Below are 23,422 nucleotides of genomic sequence, written 5' to 3' on the forward strand. Positions count from 1 at the left end.
CCTCAGCGCTGCAGGTGCGTCTGGAGCTCGCGGATCACTGCGCCGAGGGTGCCGGAGGCGAGCAGGCCGGGGCCGAGCGGGCCCGCCGTGTCTTCGCCGAGCGGTGGCAGATTTCGCAGCACGGCGGCTTCCGCGGGGGAGAGGCGTGCGAGCTGCCAGCGCACTTCGGCACCGCGCGCCTCACCGTCTGAGGGGTGCGCCAGATCCACTGCGCTCGCGGCGTACGCGGCGGCCCCGAGGGCGTGGGCGCCCATGTGCGCGACGCCCGCAGCCTGGGCTGCCGCCCGCGCCGCGGCCACTCCGGCAGGCGAGGTCGCAGAGCGGGCAGCGCGACCGGCGACGAACCGTCGACGGATCTCTCCCGCGGCTGTGAGCTCCCCGCGTGCGAAGGCGCGCGTGCGGGCGATGGCATCACGAGCACGGTCATCGCCCGGCGCTTCCGCCTCGAACAGCGGCAGCACCCGCTCGGCGCAGTCAGCGGCCCACACCGCCACGATCCGCCGGTCGGCTTCGGTCATGCCCTGCGGCGTCGACACGCTCACCTCGCCCGACGCTCGGCACGCGACCGGGCGGCCTCGTGCGCCTCGCGGAGCAGGTCGAGCACCGCCGTCGACGTCCGTTCCGCGGGGAGGATCACGCACACCCAGCCGGACGCACCGTAGAGCGGGTGTGCGTGGAACACGTCGGCCGCGCCCGGGTCGCCGCTCGCCGTCACGAGCTCTGCCGCGCGGTCGCGCCCGACGTGGATGTTCACCCGGAACCGTCCCGGTGCGTCCAACCCGGAGGACGCATCGTCGGGGTAGTCCTTCGTGATCACGGTCCCGTAGGGCTGCGTGCGATCCGGCATCCTCCCGTCGGGTGCGTAGGAGAAGTAGGCGTCTCCCCACGACAGCTCCGGGAACGCGCTGCCTTTCTCCGGGGTGAGGACGAGTGCGCCGTCGAGCCCACGGACCGAATCGATGATCTCCTGCATCTCCATCCTTCAATGATGGAGTTGATGTGCTTATGTGGACTTCGTGTTTGAGTCGACCGGGATCCACGCGTACAACCCTCCAGAGCAGGTCATGACGACGGCGATGCTCGGGATTCGGGTGGGCTACTCGACGCAACAGGTGCGGGACCTGGAGCGCCTCGGCGTGCTGCCCGTCGCCGAGCGGGGAGCCAACGGCTATCGCCGCTACTCCTCGACGCACGAGACGGCGCTGCGTGCATACAGGGCGATGGCCTCGGCGATCGGCCCGGTGCCCGCTCGTCGGCTGATGCCCGTCCTGATCGCGGGACCGCTCGATGACGCCGCCGCGACGATCGACGACCTCCATGCGGACATCGCGGGGGAGCGCGCCCGCGTGAAGGAGGCGCTCGCGGGGCTCGCCGTGGCCGTGGCAGAGGCGGGGGACGTGTTCCGTGAAGAGGACGCGATGAGCATCGGTGAACTCGCGGACGCACTGGATGTGCGGCCTTCCGCGCTGCGGCACTGGGAGCGGGAAGGGCTCCTCCATCCGGCCCGGTCGTCGGGCGTGCGGTCATTCGGCTCCGGGGCTGTCACGGAGGGGCGGATCATCGCGGCCCTGCGCTCCGGGGGCTATGGCATCCCGGCGATCGCGGACATCCTCGAGCAGGTGCGCGATCGGGCGGCGGGGGATGCGCAACGGCTGCTCGCGGAGCGACTGACCGCACTCACGCAGCGCAGCATCGCCCTCCTGCACGCGGCCGGACACCTGTCTGCGATGCTCGCCGAGCGCGACCCGAACTCTCGCAGGACGGCAGGTTCTTCGCAGGAATCCTCGTGATCCGTGCGAGGGATCTGCTGTTCTGCGAAGTTATGCCGTCGATCAGACTTCCCCGCCGACCGCGGCCGCGAGCTCCTCGATCAGCGGGTTCGTGTCGAGCGGGTCGGTGATGATCGCGGAGATCGCGTCGAGCGGCAGCACGGGGAAGCGCGCCGTCGCGCCGACCTTCTCCTCGCTGGCGAGCACGATCGTCTCGGTGCAGCGCGCAGCGATCGCTCGCTTCGTCGCGGCGTCGTCGAGCTCGCCCGTGGTGAGGCCGTGGCGCGGATCGACGCCGCTCGCGCCGAGGTAGAACACGTCGGCGGCGAGGTGCTGCAACGCCTCCATCGCCAGCCCTCCGCCGGCGACCATCGAGTGGCGCGAGAGCTCCCCGCCGATCATGATGACCCGCGCGTCGGAGTGCTCCGCTGCGGCGAGGGCGATGGCGGGACTCGGGGTGATCACGGTGAGCCCGGTCCCGGACGGGAGCAGTCGCGCCAACGCGAGGGTGGTCGTGCCGGCGTCCAGGACGATCGTCGCCCCGGGGCGGATGCTCGCCACGGCCCGCCGCGCAACTCGTTCCTTGCTCTCGGTGGCGAGCTCTCGACGTTCGTGCACCGGCGGTTCGGCTGCGGGGATCGGGAGGGCCCCGCCGTACACGCGCACGACCCTGCCTTCGTCGGCGAGCTCGCGGAGGTCGCGGCGGATGGCATCTTCCGACACCCCGAGGTCGTCGGCCACGGTCTTCGCGACGACACGTCCTTCCCGCTGGAGAAGGTCGAGCAGGTGATCCTTGCGCTGTGCGGCGAGCATACGTTTCCTCACGAAGTTGCATGTTTGTGCACGATTCACACTACAGTCATCCCCATGTCCAAGCCACTGCTGATCCTGATCGCCGGCCCCTATCGCTCCGGAACGAACGGCGACCCCGCCCTGATCGCCCAGAATCTGGCCCGTCTCGAGGAGGCGTCCGGTCCGATCTTCCGCCTCGGCCACGTGCCGATGATCGGAGAGTGGGTCGCTCTTCCTGTGCTGCGCACCCTCGACTCCGAGGGAGAGGGCGACGTGATGTACGAGACCGCTCGTCGTCTGCTGCGGCACTGCGACGCGGTGCTGCGCCTGCCCGGGGAGTCCTCGGGCGCCGACAAGGACGTCGAGATCGCGCAGGAGCGCGGTCTGCCGATCTACCGATCGCTCGACGAGATCCCTTCAGTCACGACTCCCTAGGCTGGAGGCATGACCAAGAACCTCTGGACCGTCCTCGGCGTGATCCTCGCCGTCGTGATCGCGTGGTGGATCGTGAGCGCCCTGTTCTCGGTCCTGGCGTTCATCTTCAAGCTCGGGATCGTCGCGGTCGTCGCCGTCGTGGTCTTCCTCGTCCTCCGCGGCATCTTCAGCGGTCGCGACGACTGATCCGCCTCACTGCGGGTAAGACGCCCCGGTCATCTCCTCCGAGAGGTGCCAGCTGCGCGCGGCGTCCTCGGTGCTGCGGAGCGGGCGGTAGAGGGGCTGCTCTGCCGGAGCTCCGCCGAGGTGTCCTGGTCCGCGGGGGCCGTAGAGGCTAGCCGGAGCCGCTTCCGCCGCCGTCGCCGCGAACAGCGCGGGGAGAGCGGCGCTCTCAGGGGTCCCGACCATCAGGCCGCGCTGCGAAGCCCAGCGGATCATCCGCACCCCGGTGGTGTCCTCGGCGCGCCCGAGCTCGGGGCGAGCGGCGAGGAGGCTCGTCGGGGCGACGCCCGGATGAGACAGGTTCGACGTGATGCCCCATCCCCGATCGCGGCTGCGCCGGTCGAGCTCGACTCCGAACAATCCGAAGGCGATCTTCGACTGCCGGTACGCCCGCATCCCGTCATAGGTCCGCTCCCAATTCGGATCCTGCCAGTTGATGCTTCCGCGTGCCGCAGCAACGCTCACCTGCGAGGTCACGCGTGCCTTCCCCTCCCGCAGCAACGGCAACAGCTGCGACACGAGGGCGAAGTGTCCGAGGTGGTTGGTCCCGAACTGCAGTTCGATGCCGTCGGCAGTCGTCTGCCGATCCGGCGGTGTCATGACGCCAGCGTTGTTGATGAGCAGATGCACCGGACGCCCGTCGTCGCGCATCGCCTCGCCGAAGGCGGCAACGGAGGTCAGTGACGACAGATCGAGGGGCAGGGTCTGCACGCGTGCGTCGGGGACGGCCGCCCGGATCGCGTTCACGGCGGCATCTCCCTTGCGGGTGTTGCGCACCGGGAGCACGATCTCGGCGCCGGCCTGCGCGAGCCGTGTCGCGATGCGCAAACCGATGCCGTCGCTCGCGCCGGTGACGACGGCGCGACGACCGGTGAGCGAGGGGATGCGGATGTCGGGGGTGCGAGTGGCCATGATGCTCCTTCGTGTCCTCTCCAGCGTGCGCGCCGCGGGCCACCGCAACCAGGACTCCCCATGCAGTGGATAGCGATACCGCCAGGATGCGAGGATCGGGGCATCGACAGGTGGGGGATTCATGGCGATCGATCGGGCGGCACTCGCGGACTTCCTCCGGCTGAGACGAGACAGCCTGCAGCCCGAGGACGTGGGGTTGCCGCGCGGCGCGAGACGCCGCACCGAGGGGCTCCGCCGCGAGGAGGTCGCCGCCCTCAGCCACATGTCGGCCGACTACTACGCCCGGCTCGAACGGGGAGACGGGCCGTTGCCGTCCGAACAGATGCTCGCCGCGATCGCGCAGGGGCTTCACCTCACGGTCGATGAGCGCGATCACCTGTTCCGGCTCGCAGGGCACGCGCCCCCTCCGCGCGGGGGTGTGAGCGAGCACATCAGTCCCGGACTGCTGCGCATCCTCGACCGTCTGCAGGACACCCCGGCGGAGATCGTGAGCGAACTCGGTGAGACGCTGCTTCAGACTCCGCTCGGCGTGGCGCTGACCGGTGAGACGACGCGATTCACCGGTCTCGACCGGAGTCTCGGCTACCGCTGGTTCAGTGAGCCGTCGACGCGTGACCTGTACGATCCCGCCGAGCATGAGTTCCTGTCGCGTCTGTGGGTCTCGGGACTGCGGGAAGTCGTCGCACGTCGCGGCATCGCCTCACGGGCGTCGCGGATGGCCGACTCCCTGCAGGAGCGCAGCGCCGAGTTCCGCGAGATCTGGGAGCGGCACGAGGTCGGGCTGCGTCCACGCGAGACCAAGCGCTTCGTGCATCCGGAGGTCGGGGCGCTCGAGCTGACGTGTCAGAACCTCATCGATCCGGAGCAGTCGCACTTCCTCCTCGTGTACACCGCTGTTCCCGGGTCGGAGAGCGCGGACAAGCTCCGGCTGCTGTCCATGCTCGCGCCTCGTTCGCCCTTCACCGCGATCCAGGGGTGACAATTCGCCTTCCCGGTGCCAAGGCCGTCACCGACCGGTGCCGAATCTGCACGGAGTCGGCTCGATGACGATCGGGATGCTCGCTCGGGGAGGAGCATCCGAGCAGCTCGTGGTCACGCCGGGGCGTTCGCACCCACGCGGTAGCGCGCGGCTCGGTGCGTGTCCTGCACGCGGTCGCCGCGACCGTGGAGCTTGTTGCGGAGCGTGCCCGGTGCGTACTCCTCGGGGTAGGCGCCGCGCTCGCGGAGCACCGGGATCACGTGCTCGATGATGTCCTGCCACGTGCCGGGCGTGACCGCGTAGGCGAGGTTGAAGCCGTCGATGTCGGTCTGCTCGACCCACGACTGCAGCTCGTCGGCGATCTCCTCGCCCGAGCCGACGATCGTGGGGCCGAGTCCGCCGATGGCGTTGTGACGGCCGAAGTCCCCGACGGTCCACTCGCGACCGAGGTCGGCCTCCTCCTTCAGGTGCTGCAGCACGGATTGGATCGCGTTCGACTCGACGTTCCCGACCGGCTCGTCCTCGGCGTACTGTGACAGGTCGACGCCCATCCATCCCGACATGAACGTGAGCGCGCCCTCGGGGCTCGCGTAAGAGAGGTACTCGGCGTGCTTCGCCGTCGCCTCTTCGCTCGTCGCCGCGGTGATGACCGTGAGCAGTGTGTAGATGCGCGCGTCGTACCGGTCGCGACCCGCAGCCTCGAGGGCATCGCGGATGCGCTTCACCGTTCCCGCGAGCACCTCCTTCGACGGCGCCGCGACGAAGATGGCCTCGGCGTTCTCGGCCGCGAACTTCACCCCGCGCGGGCTCGCACCCGCCTGGTAGATCACCGGTGTGCGCTGCGGCGACGGCTCGGAGATGTGGATGCCGGGCACGCTGAAGTGCTTCCCCTCATGCCCGATCGGATGCACCTTCGACGGGTCCGTGAAGATGCCGCGCTCACGGTCCTCGACCACGGCATCGTCTTCCCACGAGCCCTCCCACAGCTTGTAGAGCACCTCGACGTATTCGTCGGCATGGTCGTAGCGGTCGTCGTGGGCGAGCTGGTCCTCCTGGCCCATGTTGCGTGCGGCGCTGGGCAGATAGCCGGTGACGACGTTCCAGCCGACGCGCCCCTGCGTGAGATGGTCGAGCGTGCTCAGTCGTCGCGCGAACGGGTAGGGGTGCTCGAACGCCGTGCCGGCGGTGATGCCGAAACCCAGGTGCTCGGTGACCGCGGCCATCGCGCTGACCAGCAAGATCGGGTCGTTCACGGGCACCTGGGCGCCGTTGCGGATCGCAGCCTCGTTCGTGCCGCCGTAGACGTCGTAGGTGCCGAGCACGTCGGCGATGAAGATGCCGTCGAACGTCGCGCTCTCCAACAGCTTCGCCAGGTCGGTCCAGTACGAGATGGTGTTGTACTGGCGGGAGCGGTCGTCGGGGTGCCGCCACAGGCCGGACGACTGGTGGGCGACGCAGTTCATGTCGAAGGCGTTGAAGCGGATCTGACGGGTCATGCACCCATGAAAGGCGACCACCGCGTCCGTGGCCAGGGTCGACGAAACGTGCGGACACATTCCGGGGTCGGGAAGTGCGTCGCCGTGGGCATCGGCGCATCCGTGCGGGCTCTACCCTTGACTGGTGACCGACGAGACCGCGACCGCCCAGCGTCTGGTGCGCCGCTTCGCCCGCGAGACCAACCTGCTCGTGTCGGGTCGGGACTTCACCGTGGAGGGGACGGATGCCGTCGCGGAGGCATTGCGCGTGCTGCTCCACGCCCTCGGGGGACACCTCCGAGCAGGCGGTGCCGGACAGACCGGCGTCGTGTTCGCGCCCGGTGAGGCGGTCGAGATCCTGCTCGACGGCGCACCGCTGCCCGTGCGCGAGACCGCGGAGGACCGGGTCGACGCGGCCGGACGTCACATGCCCGTCGCGACCGCGCTCGCCGCGCGGCTGCGAGACGCCGGAACGGTGCGCGGTATGCGGATCGGCATCGCGATGGTGCTCGAACCGAAGACCGCCCAGCTGGCCCTGCTGCTGCGCGATGCCGGTGCCACGGTCGCCGTGTACGCCCACCCCGACGAGATCGACGTGGAGGTCGCCGGGGTGCTGCGTGCCCGCGGTATCCCGGTCGACGGCGACCCGACGCTCTCGGGCGCGGCCGAGCGCGCCGCCGCGGTGTCGTTCCTGCGCCGGGGCTTCGACCTGCTGCTCGACGACGGTTCGCACCTGATCCGACTCGCCCACGAGGAAGGCATCGCCGCCGACCTCCGTGGCGCCGCGGAGGAGACCACGAGCGGGCTCACCCCGCTGCGACTGATGGAGCGCGAGGGCGTGCTCGGCATCCCGGTCATCGCGGTGAACGACGCCCTGACGAAGACCTCTTTCGACAACCGCTACGGCACGGGCCAGTCGTGCGTGTTCGCGATCGCCGACGCGCTGGATGCTGCGGGCATCGACGTGCGCGACCAGCCCGCGGTCGTGATCGGCTACGGCCCCGTCGGTGAAGGCGTCGCGGCGCATCTGCGAGCGCTGGGCGTCGACGTCGCGGTCACCGAGACCGACGCCGTGCGTGCGCTCCGGGCCGCGCACGACGGCTACCGCATCGGGCGGTTGCGCGACCTCGCTCCCGGGGCGCTTGTGGTCTCGGCCACCGGAGCGCCGCACACGGTCGACGCCGAGGTGCTGCGGGTGGCGCGCATCGTCGCGGTCGCCGGTGGCGTGCCGCACGAGATCGACCTCGACGTCTCGACCGTGCACCCGTACGCCGGCGAGCGGGGAGAGACCTCGCCGTTCGTCGAGCGCGCCGGCGACGGTGCCCTCGTGATCGCCCGCGGCGGCTGCGTGAACCTCTCGGCCGGCGAAGGCAACCCGATCGAGATCATGGACCTGTCCTTCTCGGTGCAGCTCTTCGCCGTCGAGCACCTGCTCACGCACGACCTGTCCGTCGGCGTGCATCCCCTGCCCGCCGAAGCCGACGCCACGATCGGTGCCGCCGCCCTGGCCGCGCGCGGTGAGCAGATCGACGAGCGCAGTCCGGCGCAGGTGGAGGCGCAGCGGGAGTGGCGCTCGCCGCGATTCCGAGGAGCATCCGCATGACCGCCACCACCGTGTACTCCGCCGGACTCGTGGTGCCCATCACGGCACCGCCGATCGTCGACGGCGCGGTCGCCGTGCGCGACGGACGCATCCTGCACGTCGGCGAACGCGCCTGGGTGCTGCGCTCGCTCGCCGAACGCGGCATCGACGCCGACGAGGTGCACTGGCCCGGCGTGCTCACCCCCGGCCTCGTGAACGCCCACACCCACCTGCAGTACACCGGCATGGCCTCGGTCGGCCGCGGACAGTACGACGGCTTCGACGACTGGGTGCGCGCGTTCGACCCGGTCTACGAGTCCGGGCGCGACTGGGCGGCGGACGCGGCAGACGGCGCGGCCCAGGCGCTGCGCTCCGGCACGACGGCCGTGGCAGACGTGGTGACCGACCGTGCGGCGGCGACCGCCCTGCACGATGCCCGGCTGCACGGCATCACCTACTGGGAGGTGATGAGCTGGACCAACGCCGACTGGGCGCGCACCGGACGCGCACAGGTGGAGCAGGCGCTCGACGCCCTGCCCACCCCACCGGGAACGGGTCTCTCGCCGCACGCGCCCTACTCGCTCGACATCGAGCCGCTGCTGGAGATCCCCGACATCGTGCGCGAGCGCGGCGGGCGCATCCACATCCACCTCGGCGAGGCCGCGTTCGAGAGCGAGTTCGCGCACGAGCATCCGCAGGCCTGGCACACGGCAGGCCTCGCCAGCTTCCAGGAGCTGCGCAAGGCCGGGTTCGGCACCAGCGCCACCGAGTTCGTCGATCAGCTCGGTGTGCTCGGCCCCGACTGCCACATCGCCCACGGCGTCTACATGAGCGCCCGCGACCGTGCGATCCTCCGCGAGCGCCGCACCACCGTGGCGCTGTGCCCGCGCTCCAACGCGGTGATCGGGCTCGAGGAGCCGCCGATCGCCGCCTACCTGCGCGAGGGCAGCCCGATCGCGGTCGGCACAGACTCGCTGTCGTCCAGCCCCTCGCTCGACGTGCTCGCCGATGTGGCCGCGCTCGCTCGCATCGCCCGCTCGCAGGGTTACACCGACCGTGACCTGCATGCGCGCCTCCTCGGCGCCGCGACGCTCGGCGGTGCGCACGCCATGGGCATCGATGTCGGCCCCGACCGCACCGGCTACCTCGCCGTGGGCGCCCTCGCCGACCTCACGTTCTTCGACGTCCCGGCCGGCCCCGACGCCGTCGTCGAGCTCGTCGAGCACGGCGCCGGACGCACCGCCGCCACCGTCGTCGCCGGCGAGGTGCGCTACGCGATCGACTCCTTCGACCGAGCCGCGGTCGCCACCGAACCTGGAGGTGTCGCATGACACAGCGCCCCGCGACCGCCGAGCGCCTCGACCTCGCCTCGCACCCGGAGGGCGGCTGGTTCCGCCGCACGTGGACGAGCCCCCTGCCCGTGGAGACCCCGAACGGCCAGCGGCCCGCGGCCACCTGTATCCACTACCTCCTCCAGCCCGAGGAGCGCAGCGAATGGCACGTCGTCACCAGCGACGAGCTGTGGCTGTGGCACGGACCCGGCCGGCTCGAGCTCAGCCTCGGCGGCGACGGTCAGGAGCCGGGGGAAGCGACCACCGTCGTGCTCGGCCCGGACGACGCCGCGCAACAGCTCGTGCCCGCCGGAGTGTGGCAGGCGGCGCGCCCGCTGGACGCGGAGGAGGTCCTGGTCTCCTGCTTCGTGTCGCCAGGTTTCGATTTCGCGGATTGGCGACTCGCCGCATCGCCTACTCTGTAGAGGCAGACCCGTCCTGCCTCGCACTCTCCTTCCTACCCTTCTTCGCCCTGGAGTCCTCGTGCCCTTCTCTCCCGCTCTCCGCCGCGCCGCTGCCGCAGCCGCAGCCGCTGCCACCCTCGCCCTCACCCTCGCCGCCTGCAGCACGCCGTCGACCGACTCCGGAAGCGGAGACGGCTCGGGCCTTCCGACCGTGACCGAGGGCAAGCTCACGATCGCCACCGGCGAGCCCAACTACGAGCCGTGGTTCGTCGACGACGACCCCTCCAACGGCAAGGGCTTCGAAGGCGCGGTCGCGAACGCCGTCGCCGAGCAGCTCGGATACAAGGCCGACGACATCGTCTGGGTCCGCACCACCTTCGACGGCGCGATCGCTCCAGGCCCGAAGGACTGGGACATCAACCTGCAGCAGTTCTCCATCACGGATGACCGCAAGAAGGCGGTCGACTTCTCCTCGCCGTACTACACGACCACCCAGGCCGTCGTCGCGGTCGGCGGCTCGCCCGCGGCATCCGCCACGACCATCGACGAGCTCAAGGCCACCAAGGTCGGCGTCGCCAGCGGCACCACCAGCTACACGGTCGCCAAGGCGCAGCTCGGCGAGGCGAACCTCAGCGTCTTCAACTCGGTCGACGACGTCGTGCTCGCGCTCAAGGGCGGCCAGATCGACGCGATGATCACCGATCTCCCCGGCGCGTTCTACGTGGTCGGCGCACAGCTCGACGACGGTGTCGTCACGGGACAGTTCGCCGACGCGAACGGCGGTGACGACTTCGGCATCGTGCTGCCCAAGGGCTCCGCTCTCACGGCAGACGTCACGAAGGCCGTCGACACCCTGCGCGACAACGGCACGCTCGACGAGCTGCAGCAGAAGTGGCTCAGCGACGCGGTCGACGTCCCCGTCCTGAAATGACCTCACCCTCCGTCGACGCGGGGTGGCAGCCGAGCGAGCTCGAGCTGTCACGCCGCGTTCTGCGGCGCCGGGCCACCACCCGGTCCGTCCTGATCGCTCTCGTCAGCAGCCTCGTGCTGCTGACGGTGCTGATCGTCGTCGTGGTGAACACCCCCGGCTGGGCGATCGTCAGCCAGACGTTCTTCGACCCGCAGGTCGCGCTGGAGAGCATCGGCCCGATCTTCCAGGGGCTGCTGGTCAACCTGCTGGTGCTCGTCATCGCCGTGGTGTGCGTCGCGATCCTCGGCACGCTCCTGGCCACGATGCGCTCGCTGCGCGGACCGGTGTTCTTCCCGCTGCGCGCGCTCGCCGCCGCGTACACCGACTTCTTCCGCGGCATCCCGCTGCTGATCGTGCTGTACCTGGTGGGCTTCGGCATCCCGGCGCTGATGATCTTCCCGCGCATGCCCGCGATGTTCTGGGGCACGATCGCCCTGGTCCTCACGTACTCGGCCTACGTCGCCGAGGTTCTCCGCGCCGGCATGGAGGCGGTGCATCCCTCGCAGCGGATCGCCGCGCGCTCGCTCGGACTCAGCCACGCGCAGACCCTCCGGATCGTCGTGATCCCGCAGGGGGTGCGCAAGGTCGTGCCCGCCCTGATGAACGACTTCGTGTCGATGCAGAAGGATGTCGGACTGATCTCGGTGCTCGGCGCGGTCGATGCCGTGCGCGCTGCCCAGCTGCTCGTCGCCGAGACCTACAACTTCACGCCGTACATCGTCGCCGGGCTCATGTTCATCATCCTCAGCTGGCCGATGATCCGGTTGACCGATGTCGTCACCGCCCGCTTGAACAAGCGCGAGCAGGCCGGAGGAGTCGTATGAGCGTCCCCGTGATCGAGGCCAGGGGTGTGCGCAAGCGCTTCGGCGACCACGACGTGCTGCGCGGCATCGACCTCGCCGTCGGCACGCACGAGGTGGTTGTCCTGATCGGTGCGTCGGGATCGGGAAAGTCGACGCTGCTCAAGACGATGAACCTCATCGAGGGCGTCGACGACGGACAGATCTTCCTGTCGGGTGATGACATCACCGACCCGCGGGTGGATGCCGACGCCGTGCGCGCCCGCATCGGCGTGGTGTTCCAGCACTTCAACCTGTTCCCGCATCTGACCGTCCTCGACAACGTGACCCTCGCCGCGATCCGCGTGCACGGGATGCGCAAGGCGGACGCCCGCACCAAGGCCCGCGAGCTGCTCGAGACGCTGGGGCTCGGCGCCAAGGCCGACGAGTACCCCGACCGACTCTCCGGCGGCCAGCAGCAGCGTGTGGCCATCGTGCGTGCGATCCTCACGCAGCCCGAGGTGCTGCTGCTCGACGAGATCACCAGCGCTCTCGACCCGCAGCTGGTGGGCGAGGTGCTCGACCTGGTGCGCGAGCTGAAGCACCAGGGCGCCACGATCGTGATGGCCACGCACGAGATGTCGTTCGCGCGCGAGGTCGCCGACCGCATCGTGTTCATGGAGCACGGCGTGGTCGTCGAGCAGGGGCCGCCGTCGCAGGTGTTCGATGCGCCGCAGCAGGCGGCCACCGCGGAGTTCCTGGCGCGCGTGCAGCACTGACCCCGGAGGCGCGGCTCAGGCGAGCTCTTCCTCCTCCGGCCGGCGCGGGCTCGGGTCGGGTGGCAGGATCTCGATGTCATGGTCGGCCTGGCGCTGCGCCCGCCACCAGATCACGAATCCGATCGCCGTGAAGACGCCGTAGAAGACGTACATGAACCCGGTGGCGTAGTAGCCGGAGCTGAACAGCAGCGGCACGCCGACCACGTCGACCGCGATCCAGATGAGCCAGAACTCCGTCCACCCCTTGGCCATGCCGTAGGTCGCGAGCAGGGACCCGACGAACGTCCAGGCATCGGCCCACACCGGCTCCCACGAGCCGAGCAGACGGAACAGCGGTGTGAGGGCCACGGTGCCCACGATCATCACCAGGACCATGCCGATGCGCGCACCGGTGGGAGCCCACCGCGGCACGACCCGGCCGCCGTCGAGGTTGCGCCAGCGCACCCACCCGTAGATCGCGACGGCGATGAACATGATCTGCCGTCCCGCCTGCCCGAGCAGGTGCGGCAGCGAGGGGTCGGGGCTGAAGGCAGAGCCGAGGAACACCGTCAGCAGCAGCGCGTTGCCGATGATGCCGACCGGCCACGCCCACACCTTGCGGCGCATCCCGCCCAGCGCGCTGGCGAGACCGAACGCGTTGCCGACGACCTCCCGCACGAGGAGCGTCTGCCCGCCCGGCAGCGTCCACGACGAGTTGAAGGCCTCGACGAACCACTGCAGCGGATCCACGTCAGGATCCCGCGTCGGGTTCGGTGCGTTCGTCGAGCACGAGCTGCAGCATGCTCAGGTCGAGCCAGCGTCCGAATTTCGCACCCACCTGCGGCATGCGTCCGACTTCGGCGAAACCGAGGCGCTCGTGCAGGGCGATGGAGGCGGCGTTGCCGCTCTCGATCCCCGCGATCATCACGTGCAGGCCGGCCGCCCTGGCGCGCTCGACCAGCTCGGCCATCAGCGCCGTGCCGATGCCGCGGCCGTGCTCGCCGCCGCGCACGTACACCGAGTGCTCGACCGTGAGCCGGTAGCCGCTGTGCGGACGCCACTGCGCGTACGACGCGTAGCCCAGCACGCCGGAGTCGTCGACCGCGACGATCACGGGGTAGCCGCGATCGGTGCGGTCGGCGAGCCATGCGGCGCGGTCGGCGAGGTCGACGGCCTCTTCGTTCCAGATCGCGGTGGTGTGCACCACGGCGTGATTGTGGATGGCGGTGATGGTGTCGAGATCGGCGGTCTCGGCATCCCTGATGCGCACGGCTGTCATCGGCGGGCGGTCTCTCTTCGTCTTCAGCGCTTCGGGTGCGCATCGCCGACGCTAGCAGGATGCCGGGGCGTCGGGCGCGCCGCAATCGAACAGTTACGCGCGGAGTTCGGAGGGTGTCGCCTCGACCGCGTCGCGCACGAGGATCGCGCGGCGCATGTCGGCCATGATCGGGTCGAAGAACCGCTCCCGGTAGCGGGCTTCGCTGACCGCGGAGAACACGAACGGGAGGGTGGCGATCACCGCGAGCAGGGTGGTGGCCTTGAGCAGGTTCACCGTGATCGGGAGGGCGACACCGGCGATCCGCACCTGCTCGACCGTGAATGCCTGGGCGTCGTTCCCCGGACCGAGCCAGACGCCGATGACGCCGGCCGGGATCGCGATGCCGCCGATCACGACTAGCAGCGCGGCCAGCAGGGCGGCGAAGAACAGCGCCTGCACGAGCTGGGCGACGGTCATGGCGAGCAGGATGTTGATCCGCTGGGGTGCGCGCAGCGGTCGGCGCGGTGCGGCGGCGGTGCTGTTGTGCTCCGCGGGCGTGCCGATCAGCAGGGCGGCCTGCTGTTCCGCGGTCGGGGTCTGGGCGTCGTCGTCGATCTCCGAGGCGCTGACGCGCAGCACCACGATGCCGGCGAGCACGGCGACCACGAGCGCGATCAACGCGATCGAGCCCCAGTGCAGGGCGGAGGCCATCTGCCAGACCTCGGTGGAGAAGAGCGAGAACACGACGAGCATCAGGATCACCGGAAGGGCGATGGATGCCATGTGCCCGATCGCGGAGGCGTTGCGCACCGCGAGGCGTGCGGCCCAGGAGATGAGCGCACCGCCGCCCATCCCGGTGACGAGCACGCACAGGCCGATCACGAGCAGCACGCGCAGCACCGGGCCGACCGTCGCATCGGGGTGCACCCAGTAGTCGTTCATCAGCATCAGAGCGACGCATCCGATGATCACCGCGAGCGCCACCACGGTCCCCGGCACGATCGGCAGTCGACGCAGCACGGCGCGGAGCACGAGGTAGGCGGCCCAGGCGAGTCCGAGGGAGATGGCGAGGAGCACGACGACCACGGCGACGATGAACGTGGCCTCGTCGGCGGTGGCGTCGAGAGCCACGTCGATGGCGATCTCGATCCCGTCCTGGAACAGGTAGCCGATGACGGCCACCCAGGCGATCAGCGGCGCGACGCGGCGCGGCAGATCGGTGAACCAGCGGCGCAGCGGCACGAAGGTCGGCAGGCCCTGCTCGCGGAACCAGCGGTCGGCGTCGCGCTTCGCGCTCCGCAGTTTCGGGGAGGCAGACATGGCGATGAGAATACGGCACGCGGTGTTCGCCGGTGCAGCGGTTCCCTAGACGTGCACGTCGGCGGGGGATTCCTCGCCCTCGTGGAAGCTCGGCTCCTTGCCGAACAGTCGCGCGATGGCCAGCACGATCCCCACGATCAGCAGGCCGAGTGCGAGCCCGGCGATCGCGGAGATGATCGTGTCGACGATCCAGACGACGACCGGGCCGAGGTTGTGGAGTGCGTGTTCCACGGCGTGCAGCACATCGACCGGGAAGTGCCAGCCCACCTCGCCGAGGTTCACCAGCACGAGGTGTCCGCCGACCCAAAGCATCGCGACCGTGCCCAGCACGCTGATGAAGCGGAAGACCGCGGGCATCGACCGCACGATCCTCGTGCCGGTGTGGCGGACGCGCTGCACCGGGTTCTTCGCCATCTTCAACCCGATGTCGTCGATCTTCACCAGCAGGGCGACGGCGCCGTAGACCACGCCGGTCATCAGCAGCGCGATCACCGCGAGGATCGCCAGGGTCGTCCACACGTCGAGTCCGGTCTCCAGGCTCGCGAGCGAGATGAGCATGATCTCGGTCGAGAGGATCAGGTCGGTGCGCACCGCGCCGAGGACCAGTTTCCTCTCGTCGCGAGCGCCCTCGTCGGCGTGGCCGTGCTGCACGCCGAACCACTCCAGCACCTTCTCGGCGCCCTCGAAGCACAGGTACGCGCCTCCCAGGATCAGCAGGTACGGCAGCACCCAGGGGGCGAATGCCGTGAGCAGCAGGGCAGCAGGGATGATGATGAGGAACTTGTTCGCGAGCGAGCCGAGCGCGATCTTGCCGACGACCGGCAGCTCCCGCGCGGGCGTGATGCCCTGCACGTACTGCGGGGTCACGGCCGCATCGTCGATCACGACTCCCGCCGCCTTCGCCGAGGCCTTCATCGCCGCGCTCAGGATGTCGTCGACGACAGCGAGGAGTCCGACCGACATGTGCTGTTCCCCTTTTGGTTCCGGTGTGATGCGGAGGCAACTCTATCGACTCCGCCGAAACTCACAGCGCGCTCTCAGCCCTGCGGGACCAAATCCGCCTCGTCCACGGTTCTCCTTCTATGACGCCGCAGCCAGCGACGTCGGACAAGGAGTCAGATCATGTCGAACGACTACGCCAAGACCCCCGAGGCCGTCAGCGGTCTCACGCACCTGCAGTACGAGGTGACGCAGCAGGACGCCACCGAGCCGCCGTTCCGCAACGCGTACTGGAACAACCACGAAGACGGCATCTACGTCGACGTCGTCTCGGGCGAGCCGCTGTTCTCGTCGACCGACAAGTTCGACAGCGGCACCGGTTGGCCGAGCTTCACCAAGCCCATCGAGGCCGACGCGGTGACCACCCGCACCGACCGTTCCCTCTGGATGAAGCGCACCGAGGCGCGCTCCGCCGGTGCCGACAGCCACCTCGGACACGTGTTCGATGACGGCCCCCGCGCCGAGGGCGGACTGCGCTACTGCATGAACTCCGCGGCCCTCCGCTTCATCCCGGCTGACAGTCTGGAGGAGGAGGGGTACGGTCGCTACAGTCCCCTCTTCGCACATCCCACCACCGATTCCTCTGAGGAGCAGTCATGACCGACAACGGAACCATCACCCGCACCCCCGCCACCGAGACCGCGGTGCTCGCGGGCGGCTGTTTCTGGGGCATGGAAGACCTCATCCGCCGCCAGCCCGGCGTGCTCGACACCCGCGTGGGTTACACCGGCGGCTCGAACGACCACGCCACGTACCGCAACCACCCCGGCCACGCCGAGGCCGTGGAGATCGTGTTCGACCCGACGAAGACGACGTACCGCGACATCCTCGCGTTCTTCTTCCAGATCCACGACCCGTCGACCCTGAACCGTCAGGGCAACGACATCGGGTCGAGCTACCGTTCCGCGATCTTCCCGCTCTCCCCGGAGCAGGAGCAGGTCGCGCGCGACACGATCGCCGATGTCGACGCCTCGGGGCTGTGGCCGGCGAAGGCCGTGACCACGATCGAGCCCGAGGGTCCGTTCTGGCAGGCCGAGGAGGAGCACCAGGACTACCTGATCAAGTACCCCAACGGGTACACGTGCCACTTCCCGCGTGCGGGATGGGTGCTGCCGAAGCGGGATGAGGCCGCCGCGGTCTGAGGCGTCTCGCACGCCCGCCGCGGACGCCGCCCGCCGCGTCCCGTCGGCGTCGCGTCCCGTCGGCGTCGCGTCCCGGCGATGAAGGACTTCATTCGCGAGGCGGCTCGGGTGTGGCGGACCGAGGGCGGCGCGCGGTCCCGGGCTATGCCTCGGCGAGGAACGCCAGGGCGGCCTCTTTGAAGTCGCGCGATCCCGGCGCGTTGAAGTGGTTCCGGTTCGGGATCTCGTAGAACCGGGCGTCGGGCGCGGCGGCGGCGAGGGCGCGCGAGCCTTCGATGATCGCGTCCTTCGAACCGGTGGCGAACAGGATCGGCCGGGTCGGCGCATCCGACGGATCCGGGTCGATCGTGCCGGAGGCGCGCATGCCCTCGGCGAGGGCGACCAGCGCCTGCAGGTCGTTGCCGGGCACCCGCTCGGTCAGGTCGATGTAGTTCTGCGTGGTCCGGTCATCGACCGGGGTGCCGTCGGCGATGTACGCCCGCACCTGCGCGAGATCGAGGCGAGCCAGCGGGATGCCGTCGGGCACGCCGCCGAGCACCGCGCGCCCGATGCGGTGCGGCAGATCGCGCACCACCTCCCAGCCGACGCGGGCGCCCAGCGAGTAGCCGATGTAGAACGCGTCGTCCACGAGGTAGGTGTCCATGACCGACTCCACATCCGTCACGAGCGTGCGGATGCGGTAGCCGTCGGGGTCGTGCGGCTTCTCGCTGAGCCCGTGGCCGCGCTGGTCGAGCGCCAGCACGCGGTACCCGGCGCGGGTCAGCTCGCGCACCCACCCGGTGAGCACCCAGTTGTCGCGGGCGTTCGACGCGAAGCCGTGCACGATCACGACGACCGGGGCGTCGAACTCGCCCCAGGTGTACGTCGCCAGTCGGGTGCCGTCGGCGGCGTACACCTGCTGAGGGTCGGGCATGCTGGTCAGATCGGAGAGGGGGACGGCCACGCCTCCATCTTGGCCCTGTCGCCGGGCGGTCGGCTCAGAGCACGACGAGGAAGCCGAGCACCGCGCTCGCGACGCCCAGCACCGCGAGCACGAGGGCCGGGAGGAACGGCTCCTTGCGGCGCACGTGCACCACGGTCGCGCCGATCATGATGATCGCGAGCCCGGTGCCGGCGAGGGCGGCGAGGATCGGGGCGATGCCCGTGGCCAGCGGCAGGATGAGCCCGAACGCGCCGATCACCTCGAGGCCCGCGATGGCCTTGATCGTCCCGGCGGAGAAGTCCTCCGTCCAGGCCATGCCGCGTTCGGCGAGCGTCGCCTTCGGGGTGACGAGCTTCATGAAGCCGCCGCCGAGCATGGCGAGGGCGAGCAGCCCGTTGACGATCCAGAGTGCGATGAGCATCCGTGGTTCCATTCTGTGTCTTTGTTACGATCAGTAACCAAGGATGGAGGATGCCGATGACCGCTGCAAAAGGCACACCCATGTCACCGACGCACATCGATGAGACCGCGCTCGCCGGATTCCCCGGCTACGAGAGCTCCTGCTCGGGCGACGAGGGTGCGGGTCGCGCGATCCGCGAGGTGCTCGACCGGGTCGGCGACAAGTGGTCGCTGCTCGTCATCGCGACCCTCCGCAAGGACCGCCTGCGCTTCAGCGAGCTGCTGCGGCACATCCCGGGCATCTCGCAGCGGATGCTCACGCTCACCCTCCGTCAGCTCGAACGCGACGGGCTGATCAGCCGCACCGCCTACGCCGAGGTGCCGCCGCGGGTGGAGTACCAGCTGACCGCGCTCGGCGGCACGCTCATCCCGATCGCGAAGACCATCGGCGACTGGGCGCTCGCGAATCATCCCGCGATCGAGGAGTCCCGCACGCAGTACGACGCGCGCGCCTGACGGCCGCGGCCCGGTGCCCGCCGCTGTCGAGACCCCGGTTCATCGTCGAGACCCCCTCCTGCGCACGTCGGCAGGAGGGGGTCTCGACGGAAAGGCGGGGTGTCAGCGCGTCGACTTGATCGGCCAGACGGCGAAGGCACCGAGGATCGAGAGCACGATGCCGACGGGGAACAGCCCCGCGAACCCGAACGCGATCACGATCAGACCCGAGACGCCCGGGGCCAGCGTCTGCGGCAGAGTCGCGGCGATGTTCACGACGCCGAGGTCCTTCGCGAACGACTGGGCCGACGGGAGCACCTCGCTCATGAGCGCCGTGTCGACGGCCTGGAACATGCCGAACCCGAGGCCGGCGATGAACGACATGATCATCCACGCCTCGATCGTCGGCGAGATCCACGGCACCAACAGTGCCAGTCCGGTGACCACCGAGGAGGCGAACACGAACGGCTTGCGGCGCCCGACCTTGTCGGAGAGTGGACCGGAGATGATCGTGGAGATGAGGATGCCGGCGAGGCTGAGCAGGCCGACCATCGGGATGACCGTCTCCGGCTTCTCGATGTGCAGGTAGTCGGTCATGATGTACAGCTGGTAGCCGGTCACCGAGAAGTAGCCGGTGAACAGCAGGAGCCGACCCGTGAAGGCCCAGAAGAAGTCGGGGTGCTTGATCGGGCTCACCCAGAACGTGCGCAGGAACGCACTGAGGTCGAACTTCTCGGGAGTGATCCGCTCACTCGAGTGGTCCGGGTTGAACAGCACGAACAGGCTGATCACGACGAGTGCGAAGACTGCGAAGACGATGTACCCCGCGGTGATGCTGTGGAAGAACATCGAGCCGACGATCTGACCGCCGAGCGAGCCGACCATGAGGCCGATCCCGGAGAGCGCGGCGAACGTGCCGCGACGGTTGAGCGGCACCCGGTCGGGCATCACGGCGGACAGCGGGCCCTGCGCGAAGTTGTAGGCGATCTGCACGAGCGTCCAGGCGATCGCGATGCCGACCAGCGAGTTCGCGAATGCCAGTCCGACCAGGGCCAGGCCGCCCGCGAGCACGCCGACGATCATCCAGGGGGCGCGGCGACCGAAGCGGGAGCGCGTCCGGTCGGAGATCTGCCCGGCGATCGGCTGCGCGATCATGGCGGCGAACGCGCCGATCGTGGCGATGATCGCGAGGTTCGCGACCTTGTTCTCCTCGCCCAGCGCGACCGCGACCTGCTGGGGAAGCAGGATGCCGGGGACGGCACCCCAGATCAGGAAGATCCCGAGGTTGGCGGGGATGATCCAGCCGAGAAGCCGGCGGATCCCCTTGATCGGGGGAGGCGGGTCGTCGTTGCCGGCGGCCGTGCGGACGAAGGTCGTCTCGGTGATCGGGACAGTGCTCTCGGGGCTTGCGGATGTTCCAGACATCGTCGTCGGGTTTCCTCTCGGGTGCGGTACAACGCGGGCGTGCAGGGTCGATCAGGACGTGCCGAGGGGGTGGCACGGGAGTTCCCCCGGAGGGGAGACCGGGCGGAGGCCGACACGACCTCCGCCCGAGGCATCATGCGGGGAGCGCCACCAGACGGGAGCGCAGGGCGTCGATCGTCTCCGCCGGCAGGGTGGCGCCGGCGAAGCCGAGGACGGTGTCGAGCGGCATGTTCTGCGCCGCGGCGAGCATGGGGTTGCCGGGCAGCTCGGGGACGAGCTCGGTGATGATCGCGAGCGCGTCGGCGTCGGCGAGCACCTGAGCGACCGTCGCGCTGGCGAGGTCGAAGCGTCCACCCGCTGCGGCGTCGGGCGCTGCCTCCTCGATCGTCGTGGTCGACGGGTCGGGGCGCACGGCCGGGGTCCAGTCGGCGAACCGGAGCCCGTGGCCGAACACGAACGACGGGTTCTCCGTGTCGGAGGGCACGTCGGGGCGGCTGGCCCGGACGGCATCCATCGACGAGGGCACCTCGAACGGGAGTCGGCCTTCCGGCTCGGCCGCACCGAACAGCACGTTCACGAGCGCGGTGTCGGAGGCGCCGTAGTTCGCGATGATCGTCGAGGCGACGTCGAGCAGCGGAGCGAGGATCGCCGGACGGTCGAGGTACACGTCGAGCACGAGCGGCACGCGGGCAGCCAGGTCGCGCAGGTGAGCGATTTCGTCGTCGTGGAAGTCGAGCGACCCGGCGCGGAAGAACGACTCGATGTCGGCGCCGTTGCCGCGCGGCTCCCACGGGGCGTCGGTGCGCACGATCGCGACGTCGGCACGGTCGGGATCGACGACCACGTCGGCCCACCCCGCGAGCTCGGCGGGATCGATGCCCTCGACGTAGACCGCCGGGCGACCGCTCAACGGCAGGTGCGCGGCGCCTTCACCGTTGGTCAGCAACGTGAGGGAGCGCGCCTGCGCCTCGAGGCCCGCGGCGCGGGCATCCGCCATCCCGACGATCGCATCCGCGGCGTCGACGTCGACGAACCGGGCGTCGTCGAACAGTCCGAGGCGGAACTTCTCGCGCAGCAGTCGTCGCACCGAGGTGTCCAGGCGCGACTCGGGCACGGAGCCCGCACGCACCAGGCCGATCAGCGCCTTCGGGTTGAACTCTCCGCCGAACTGGTCGACGCCCGCGTCGAGCGACTTGATCATCCGCTCCTCGTAGGTGAGCGATTCCACGCCCCAGAAGGTGCGGGAGAGGATGCCCCAGTCGGTGCACACGATGCCGTCGAAGCCCAGCTCGTCGCGCAGCAGGCCCTGGATGATCTGCTTGTTGAAGCCGAAGCCGACCTCTTCGTACTCGGTGCCGATCGGCATGCCGTAGTAGGGCATCATCTGGGAGACGCCCGCGGCCAGCAGCTCGCGGAACGGCTGCAGGTGCAGGTCGAACTGCCCGCCGGGGTACACCTGTTCGCGGCCGTAGGAGAAGTGCGGGTCTTCGCCGTCGAGCTGCGGTCCGCCGCCGGGGAAGTGCTTGGCCATGGCGGAGACCGAGTGGGTGCCGAGCTCGTCGCCCTGCAGGCCGAGGGTGTACGCCACGCCCAGTCGGCCGGTCACCTCGGCGCTCTGACCGAAGGTGCCGGAGGCGCGCGCCCAGCGGGGTTCGGTCGCGAGGTCGATCTGCGGGTGGAGGGCTGTGCGGATGCCGACGGCGAGGTACTCGCGGCGCACGACCTCGGCGAAGCGGCGGGTCAGCTCGGGGTCGTCGAGGGCACCGAAGCCGAGGAACTCGGGCCACTGCGAGAAGGGGCCGGCGATGAGCGCGGCGGCGGGGTTGTTGGAGAACGAGTGGCGCGGGTCGCTCGACAGCGAGAACGGGATGCCGAGGCCGGAGCGCTGCGCCTCCTCCTGGAGGGTGTTGTGCCACGCGGCGATCTCGCGGGCCGAGGGCGCCTGGAGGATGTTCACGTGCGTGATGCCGCGGTCGATGATCGTGCGCATCGACGGCGAGCCGAAGAGGCCGGGGGCGTCGAGGTCGTCGCCCAGGGTGGCCATGGGCTGGAACATCTGTCCGGCCTTGTCTTCCAGGGTCATCCGCGACAGGAGATCTTCGACACGCTGCTCGATGGGCAGGGTGCGGTCCTGGTACGGGTGCGCGGTCTCGCTCACGGGGAACTCCTTCGTTCGGGTACGACGGCCGGGATCGGCGGTGCATCAATTTCTACACAAGTGTCGGGATAAATATCTACACATGTGTCGGTTTTGTCAAGACCGGTGCTACGGTTTCCCCCATGGCAGTTGCGACGGCACCCCGAGAGCGCGGTTACGCGAACGGTCGCGCACGCCGCGAGGAGATCATCCGCATCGCCTCCGACCACTTCGCGGAGCGTGGATTCCTGTCGGCGACGATCCTCGACATCGCCGCCGTCTGCGGGATCTCCCGCGCCGGGCTGCTGCACCACTTCCCCGACAAGGAGGCGCTGCTGGAAGCGGTGCTCGAGGCGCGCGACATCGAGGACCGTCAGCGCTTCCGCCCCTATGCCCGCGGCTACGGCGGCATGGGCGTGCTGCGCGGCATGGTCGACCTCGCTGACCACAACCGGCTCGTCCCCGGACTCATCGAGCTGTTCGTGCGGCTCTCGGCCGAGGCATCCGCCGTCGACCACCCCGCGCACGAGTACTTCCGCCGCCGCTACGAGCGCATCCGTGAGGGCACCGGCCATGCCCTGGCCCTGGCCGTCGAGGCCGGACACGTGCGCGCCGACGTCGACCCGACCGACGCCGCGCTGCGCCTCACCGCCACCATGGACGGTCTGCAGACCGAGTGGCTGTTCGACCGCTCCATCGACATGGCGAGCGCGGTCGGGGCGATGCTGCGCGAATGGATGACCCCCGATGGCGAGCGGGAGTTCGACGCGATCACGCCGGAGGTCGAGCCCGTCGAGGCCTGACGCCCGCCGCGCCCGCCCGCCCCGCCGACCCCGCCGAGGCCCCGGTCAAGCGTCGAGACCCCCTCCTGCCGACGTGGGCAGGAGGGGGTCTCGCCGCGAACCCGGGGTCTCGCG

General features: G+C 69.9%; 27 protein-coding genes. 14 read left to right on the forward strand and 13 right to left on the reverse strand.

The features are described from left to right. Nucleotides 1-2 precede the first annotated feature (2 nt). Complete coding sequence (locus tag WFM69_RS01885) at nt 3-536, reverse strand: putative immunity protein (RefSeq protein ID WP_337001082.1); 534 nt, start codon at nt 534-536, stop codon at nt 3-5. A 2-nt stretch (nt 537-538) separates the two neighbouring features. Further along, the gene (locus WFM69_RS01890) at nt 539-979 is read right to left on the reverse strand and encodes a DUF6194 family protein (protein ID WP_337001084.1); all 441 of its coding nucleotides are present in this window, start codon (nt 977-979) and stop codon (nt 539-541) included. Nucleotides 980-1,016: 37 nt separating this feature from the next. Between WFM69_RS01890 and WFM69_RS01895 the strand changes: the two genes are divergently transcribed. Then, a complete protein-coding gene (locus WFM69_RS01895; protein ID WP_337001085.1) occupies nt 1,017-1,790 on the forward strand; it encodes a MerR family transcriptional regulator in 774 nt (257 codons plus the stop codon). A 42-nt stretch (nt 1,791-1,832) separates the two neighbouring features. Here WFM69_RS01895 and WFM69_RS01900 read toward each other — a convergent pair whose 3' ends face one another. Then, nucleotides 1,833-2,582: a DeoR/GlpR family DNA-binding transcription regulator gene (locus tag WFM69_RS01900; RefSeq protein ID WP_337001087.1), complete on the reverse strand. Its 750-nt coding sequence runs from the start codon at nt 2,580-2,582 to the stop codon at nt 1,833-1,835. Nucleotides 2,583-2,636: 54 nt separating this feature from the next. Here WFM69_RS01900 and WFM69_RS01905 point away from each other — a divergent pair, with 54 nt between their 5' ends. Continuing rightward, nucleotides 2,637-2,996 (forward strand): DUF4406 domain-containing protein, encoded by a 360-nt coding sequence (locus tag WFM69_RS01905; RefSeq protein ID WP_337001089.1) that lies wholly within the window; start codon nt 2,637-2,639, stop codon nt 2,994-2,996. Between the two features lie 9 nt (nt 2,997-3,005). Beyond that, nucleotides 3,006-3,182, forward strand: a complete 177-nt coding sequence (locus WFM69_RS01910; RefSeq protein ID WP_337001091.1) for a hypothetical protein — start codon at nt 3,006-3,008, stop codon at nt 3,180-3,182. A 6-nt stretch (nt 3,183-3,188) separates the two neighbouring features. Here WFM69_RS01910 and WFM69_RS01915 read toward each other — a convergent pair whose 3' ends face one another. Then, nucleotides 3,189-4,130: an SDR family oxidoreductase gene (locus tag WFM69_RS01915; RefSeq protein WP_337001093.1), complete on the reverse strand. Its 942-nt coding sequence runs from the start codon at nt 4,128-4,130 to the stop codon at nt 3,189-3,191. A gap of 121 nt (nt 4,131-4,251) precedes the next feature. Between WFM69_RS01915 and WFM69_RS01920 the strand changes: the two genes are divergently transcribed. Further along, the gene (locus WFM69_RS01920) at nt 4,252-5,109 is read left to right on the forward strand and encodes a helix-turn-helix transcriptional regulator (RefSeq protein ID WP_337001095.1); all 858 of its coding nucleotides are present in this window, start codon (nt 4,252-4,254) and stop codon (nt 5,107-5,109) included. Between the two features lie 113 nt (nt 5,110-5,222). Here WFM69_RS01920 and WFM69_RS01925 read toward each other — a convergent pair whose 3' ends face one another. Continuing rightward, nucleotides 5,223-6,605 carry an LLM class flavin-dependent oxidoreductase gene (locus WFM69_RS01925; RefSeq protein ID WP_337001097.1) on the reverse strand — a complete coding sequence of 461 codons (1,383 nt, stop codon included), beginning with the start codon at nt 6,603-6,605 and terminating at the stop codon, nt 5,223-5,225. 124 nt (nt 6,606-6,729) lie between these two features. On the opposite strand from WFM69_RS01925, the gene WFM69_RS01930 reads away from it, so the two are divergent. The 6 genes from WFM69_RS01930 to WFM69_RS01955 are packed head-to-tail and all read left to right on the forward strand — an operon-like array spanning nt 6,730 to nt 12,429. Beyond that, the gene (locus WFM69_RS01930; protein WP_337001099.1) at nt 6,730-8,187 is read left to right on the forward strand and encodes an adenosylhomocysteinase; all 1,458 of its coding nucleotides are present in this window, start codon (nt 6,730-6,732) and stop codon (nt 8,185-8,187) included. Next, nucleotides 8,184-9,497 (forward strand): amidohydrolase family protein, encoded by a 1,314-nt coding sequence (locus tag WFM69_RS01935; RefSeq protein ID WP_337001101.1) that lies wholly within the window; start codon nt 8,184-8,186, stop codon nt 9,495-9,497. The genes WFM69_RS01930 and WFM69_RS01935 overlap by 4 nt, the downstream gene beginning before the upstream one ends. Continuing rightward, nucleotides 9,494-9,922 (forward strand): cupin domain-containing protein, encoded by a 429-nt coding sequence (locus tag WFM69_RS01940; protein ID WP_337001103.1) that lies wholly within the window; start codon nt 9,494-9,496, stop codon nt 9,920-9,922. The genes WFM69_RS01935 and WFM69_RS01940 overlap by 4 nt, the downstream gene beginning before the upstream one ends. Nucleotides 9,923-9,980: 58 nt before the next feature. After that, nucleotides 9,981-10,832 (forward strand): ABC transporter substrate-binding protein, encoded by an 852-nt coding sequence (locus tag WFM69_RS01945; RefSeq protein WP_337001105.1) that lies wholly within the window; start codon nt 9,981-9,983, stop codon nt 10,830-10,832. Next, nucleotides 10,829-11,695: an amino acid ABC transporter permease gene (locus WFM69_RS01950; protein ID WP_337001107.1), complete on the forward strand. Its 867-nt coding sequence runs from the start codon at nt 10,829-10,831 to the stop codon at nt 11,693-11,695. Before WFM69_RS01945 ends, WFM69_RS01950 begins: the two co-directional genes overlap by 4 nt. Continuing rightward, nucleotides 11,692-12,429 (forward strand): amino acid ABC transporter ATP-binding protein, encoded by a 738-nt coding sequence (locus WFM69_RS01955; RefSeq protein ID WP_337001109.1) that lies wholly within the window; start codon nt 11,692-11,694, stop codon nt 12,427-12,429. The genes WFM69_RS01950 and WFM69_RS01955 overlap by 4 nt, the downstream gene beginning before the upstream one ends. A 15-nt stretch (nt 12,430-12,444) precedes the next feature. Here the strand turns inward: WFM69_RS01955 and pnuC are convergent, their stop codons facing one another. The 4 genes from pnuC to WFM69_RS01975 all read right to left on the reverse strand — a co-directional run bounded on the left by pnuC (nt 12,445) and on the right by WFM69_RS01975 (nt 15,949). Then, nucleotides 12,445-13,158 (reverse strand): nicotinamide riboside transporter PnuC, encoded by a 714-nt coding sequence (pnuC, locus tag WFM69_RS01960; protein ID WP_337001111.1) that lies wholly within the window; start codon nt 13,156-13,158, stop codon nt 12,445-12,447. A 1-nt stretch (nt 13,159) separates the two neighbouring features. After that, nucleotides 13,160-13,687, reverse strand: coding sequence for a GNAT family N-acetyltransferase (locus tag WFM69_RS01965; protein WP_337001113.1), 528 nt, complete (start codon nt 13,685-13,687; stop codon nt 13,160-13,162). A gap of 93 nt (nt 13,688-13,780) precedes the next feature. Further along, nucleotides 13,781-14,986 carry a hypothetical protein gene (locus WFM69_RS01970; RefSeq protein ID WP_337001115.1) on the reverse strand — a complete coding sequence of 402 codons (1,206 nt, stop codon included), beginning with the start codon at nt 14,984-14,986 and terminating at the stop codon, nt 13,781-13,783. A gap of 45 nt (nt 14,987-15,031) precedes the next feature. Further along, nucleotides 15,032-15,949, reverse strand: coding sequence for a DUF808 domain-containing protein (locus WFM69_RS01975; protein WP_337001117.1), 918 nt, complete (start codon nt 15,947-15,949; stop codon nt 15,032-15,034). A 159-nt stretch (nt 15,950-16,108) separates the two neighbouring features. Between WFM69_RS01975 and msrB the strand changes: the two genes are divergently transcribed. Both msrB and msrA read left to right on the forward strand, forming a co-directional pair. Next, nucleotides 16,109-16,585 (forward strand): peptide-methionine (R)-S-oxide reductase MsrB, encoded by a 477-nt coding sequence (gene msrB, locus WFM69_RS01980; RefSeq protein WP_337001119.1) that lies wholly within the window; start codon nt 16,109-16,111, stop codon nt 16,583-16,585. Beyond that, a complete protein-coding gene (gene msrA, locus WFM69_RS01985; protein ID WP_337001121.1) occupies nt 16,582-17,127 on the forward strand; it encodes a peptide-methionine (S)-S-oxide reductase MsrA in 546 nt (181 codons plus the stop codon). The genes msrB and msrA overlap by 4 nt, the downstream gene beginning before the upstream one ends. A gap of 142 nt (nt 17,128-17,269) precedes the next feature. Here the strand turns inward: msrA and WFM69_RS01990 are convergent, their stop codons facing one another. Both WFM69_RS01990 and WFM69_RS01995 read right to left on the reverse strand, forming a co-directional pair. Then, nucleotides 17,270-18,070, reverse strand: a complete 801-nt coding sequence (locus WFM69_RS01990) for an alpha/beta fold hydrolase (protein ID WP_337001123.1) — start codon at nt 18,068-18,070, stop codon at nt 17,270-17,272. 34 nt (nt 18,071-18,104) lie between these two features. Continuing rightward, complete coding sequence (locus WFM69_RS01995; protein ID WP_337001125.1) at nt 18,105-18,470, reverse strand: DoxX family protein; 366 nt, start codon at nt 18,468-18,470, stop codon at nt 18,105-18,107. Nucleotides 18,471-18,526: 56 nt separating this feature from the next. On the opposite strand from WFM69_RS01995, the gene WFM69_RS02000 reads away from it, so the two are divergent. After that, complete coding sequence (locus WFM69_RS02000) at nt 18,527-18,964, forward strand: winged helix-turn-helix transcriptional regulator (protein ID WP_337001127.1); 438 nt, start codon at nt 18,527-18,529, stop codon at nt 18,962-18,964. Nucleotides 18,965-19,066: 102 nt separating this feature from the next. On the opposite strand, the gene WFM69_RS02005 is transcribed toward WFM69_RS02000, so the two are convergent. Next, a complete protein-coding gene (locus WFM69_RS02005; protein ID WP_337001129.1) occupies nt 19,067-20,368 on the reverse strand; it encodes an MFS transporter in 1,302 nt (433 codons plus the stop codon). 133 nt (nt 20,369-20,501) lie between these two features. Continuing rightward, nucleotides 20,502-22,526, reverse strand: a complete 2,025-nt coding sequence (locus WFM69_RS02010) for a glycoside hydrolase family 3 protein (RefSeq protein ID WP_337001131.1) — start codon at nt 22,524-22,526, stop codon at nt 20,502-20,504. Nucleotides 22,527-22,648: 122 nt separating this feature from the next. Here WFM69_RS02010 and WFM69_RS02015 point away from each other — a divergent pair, with 122 nt between their 5' ends. After that, entirely contained in the window at nt 22,649-23,308 is a 660-nt protein-coding gene (locus tag WFM69_RS02015) for a TetR/AcrR family transcriptional regulator (RefSeq protein WP_337001133.1), read from the forward strand. Nucleotides 23,309-23,422 lie beyond the last annotated feature (114 nt).

The organism is Microbacterium sp. LB12 (assembly GCF_037150835.1).
Taxonomy (GTDB): Bacteria; Actinomycetota; Actinomycetes; order Actinomycetales; family Microbacteriaceae; genus Microbacterium.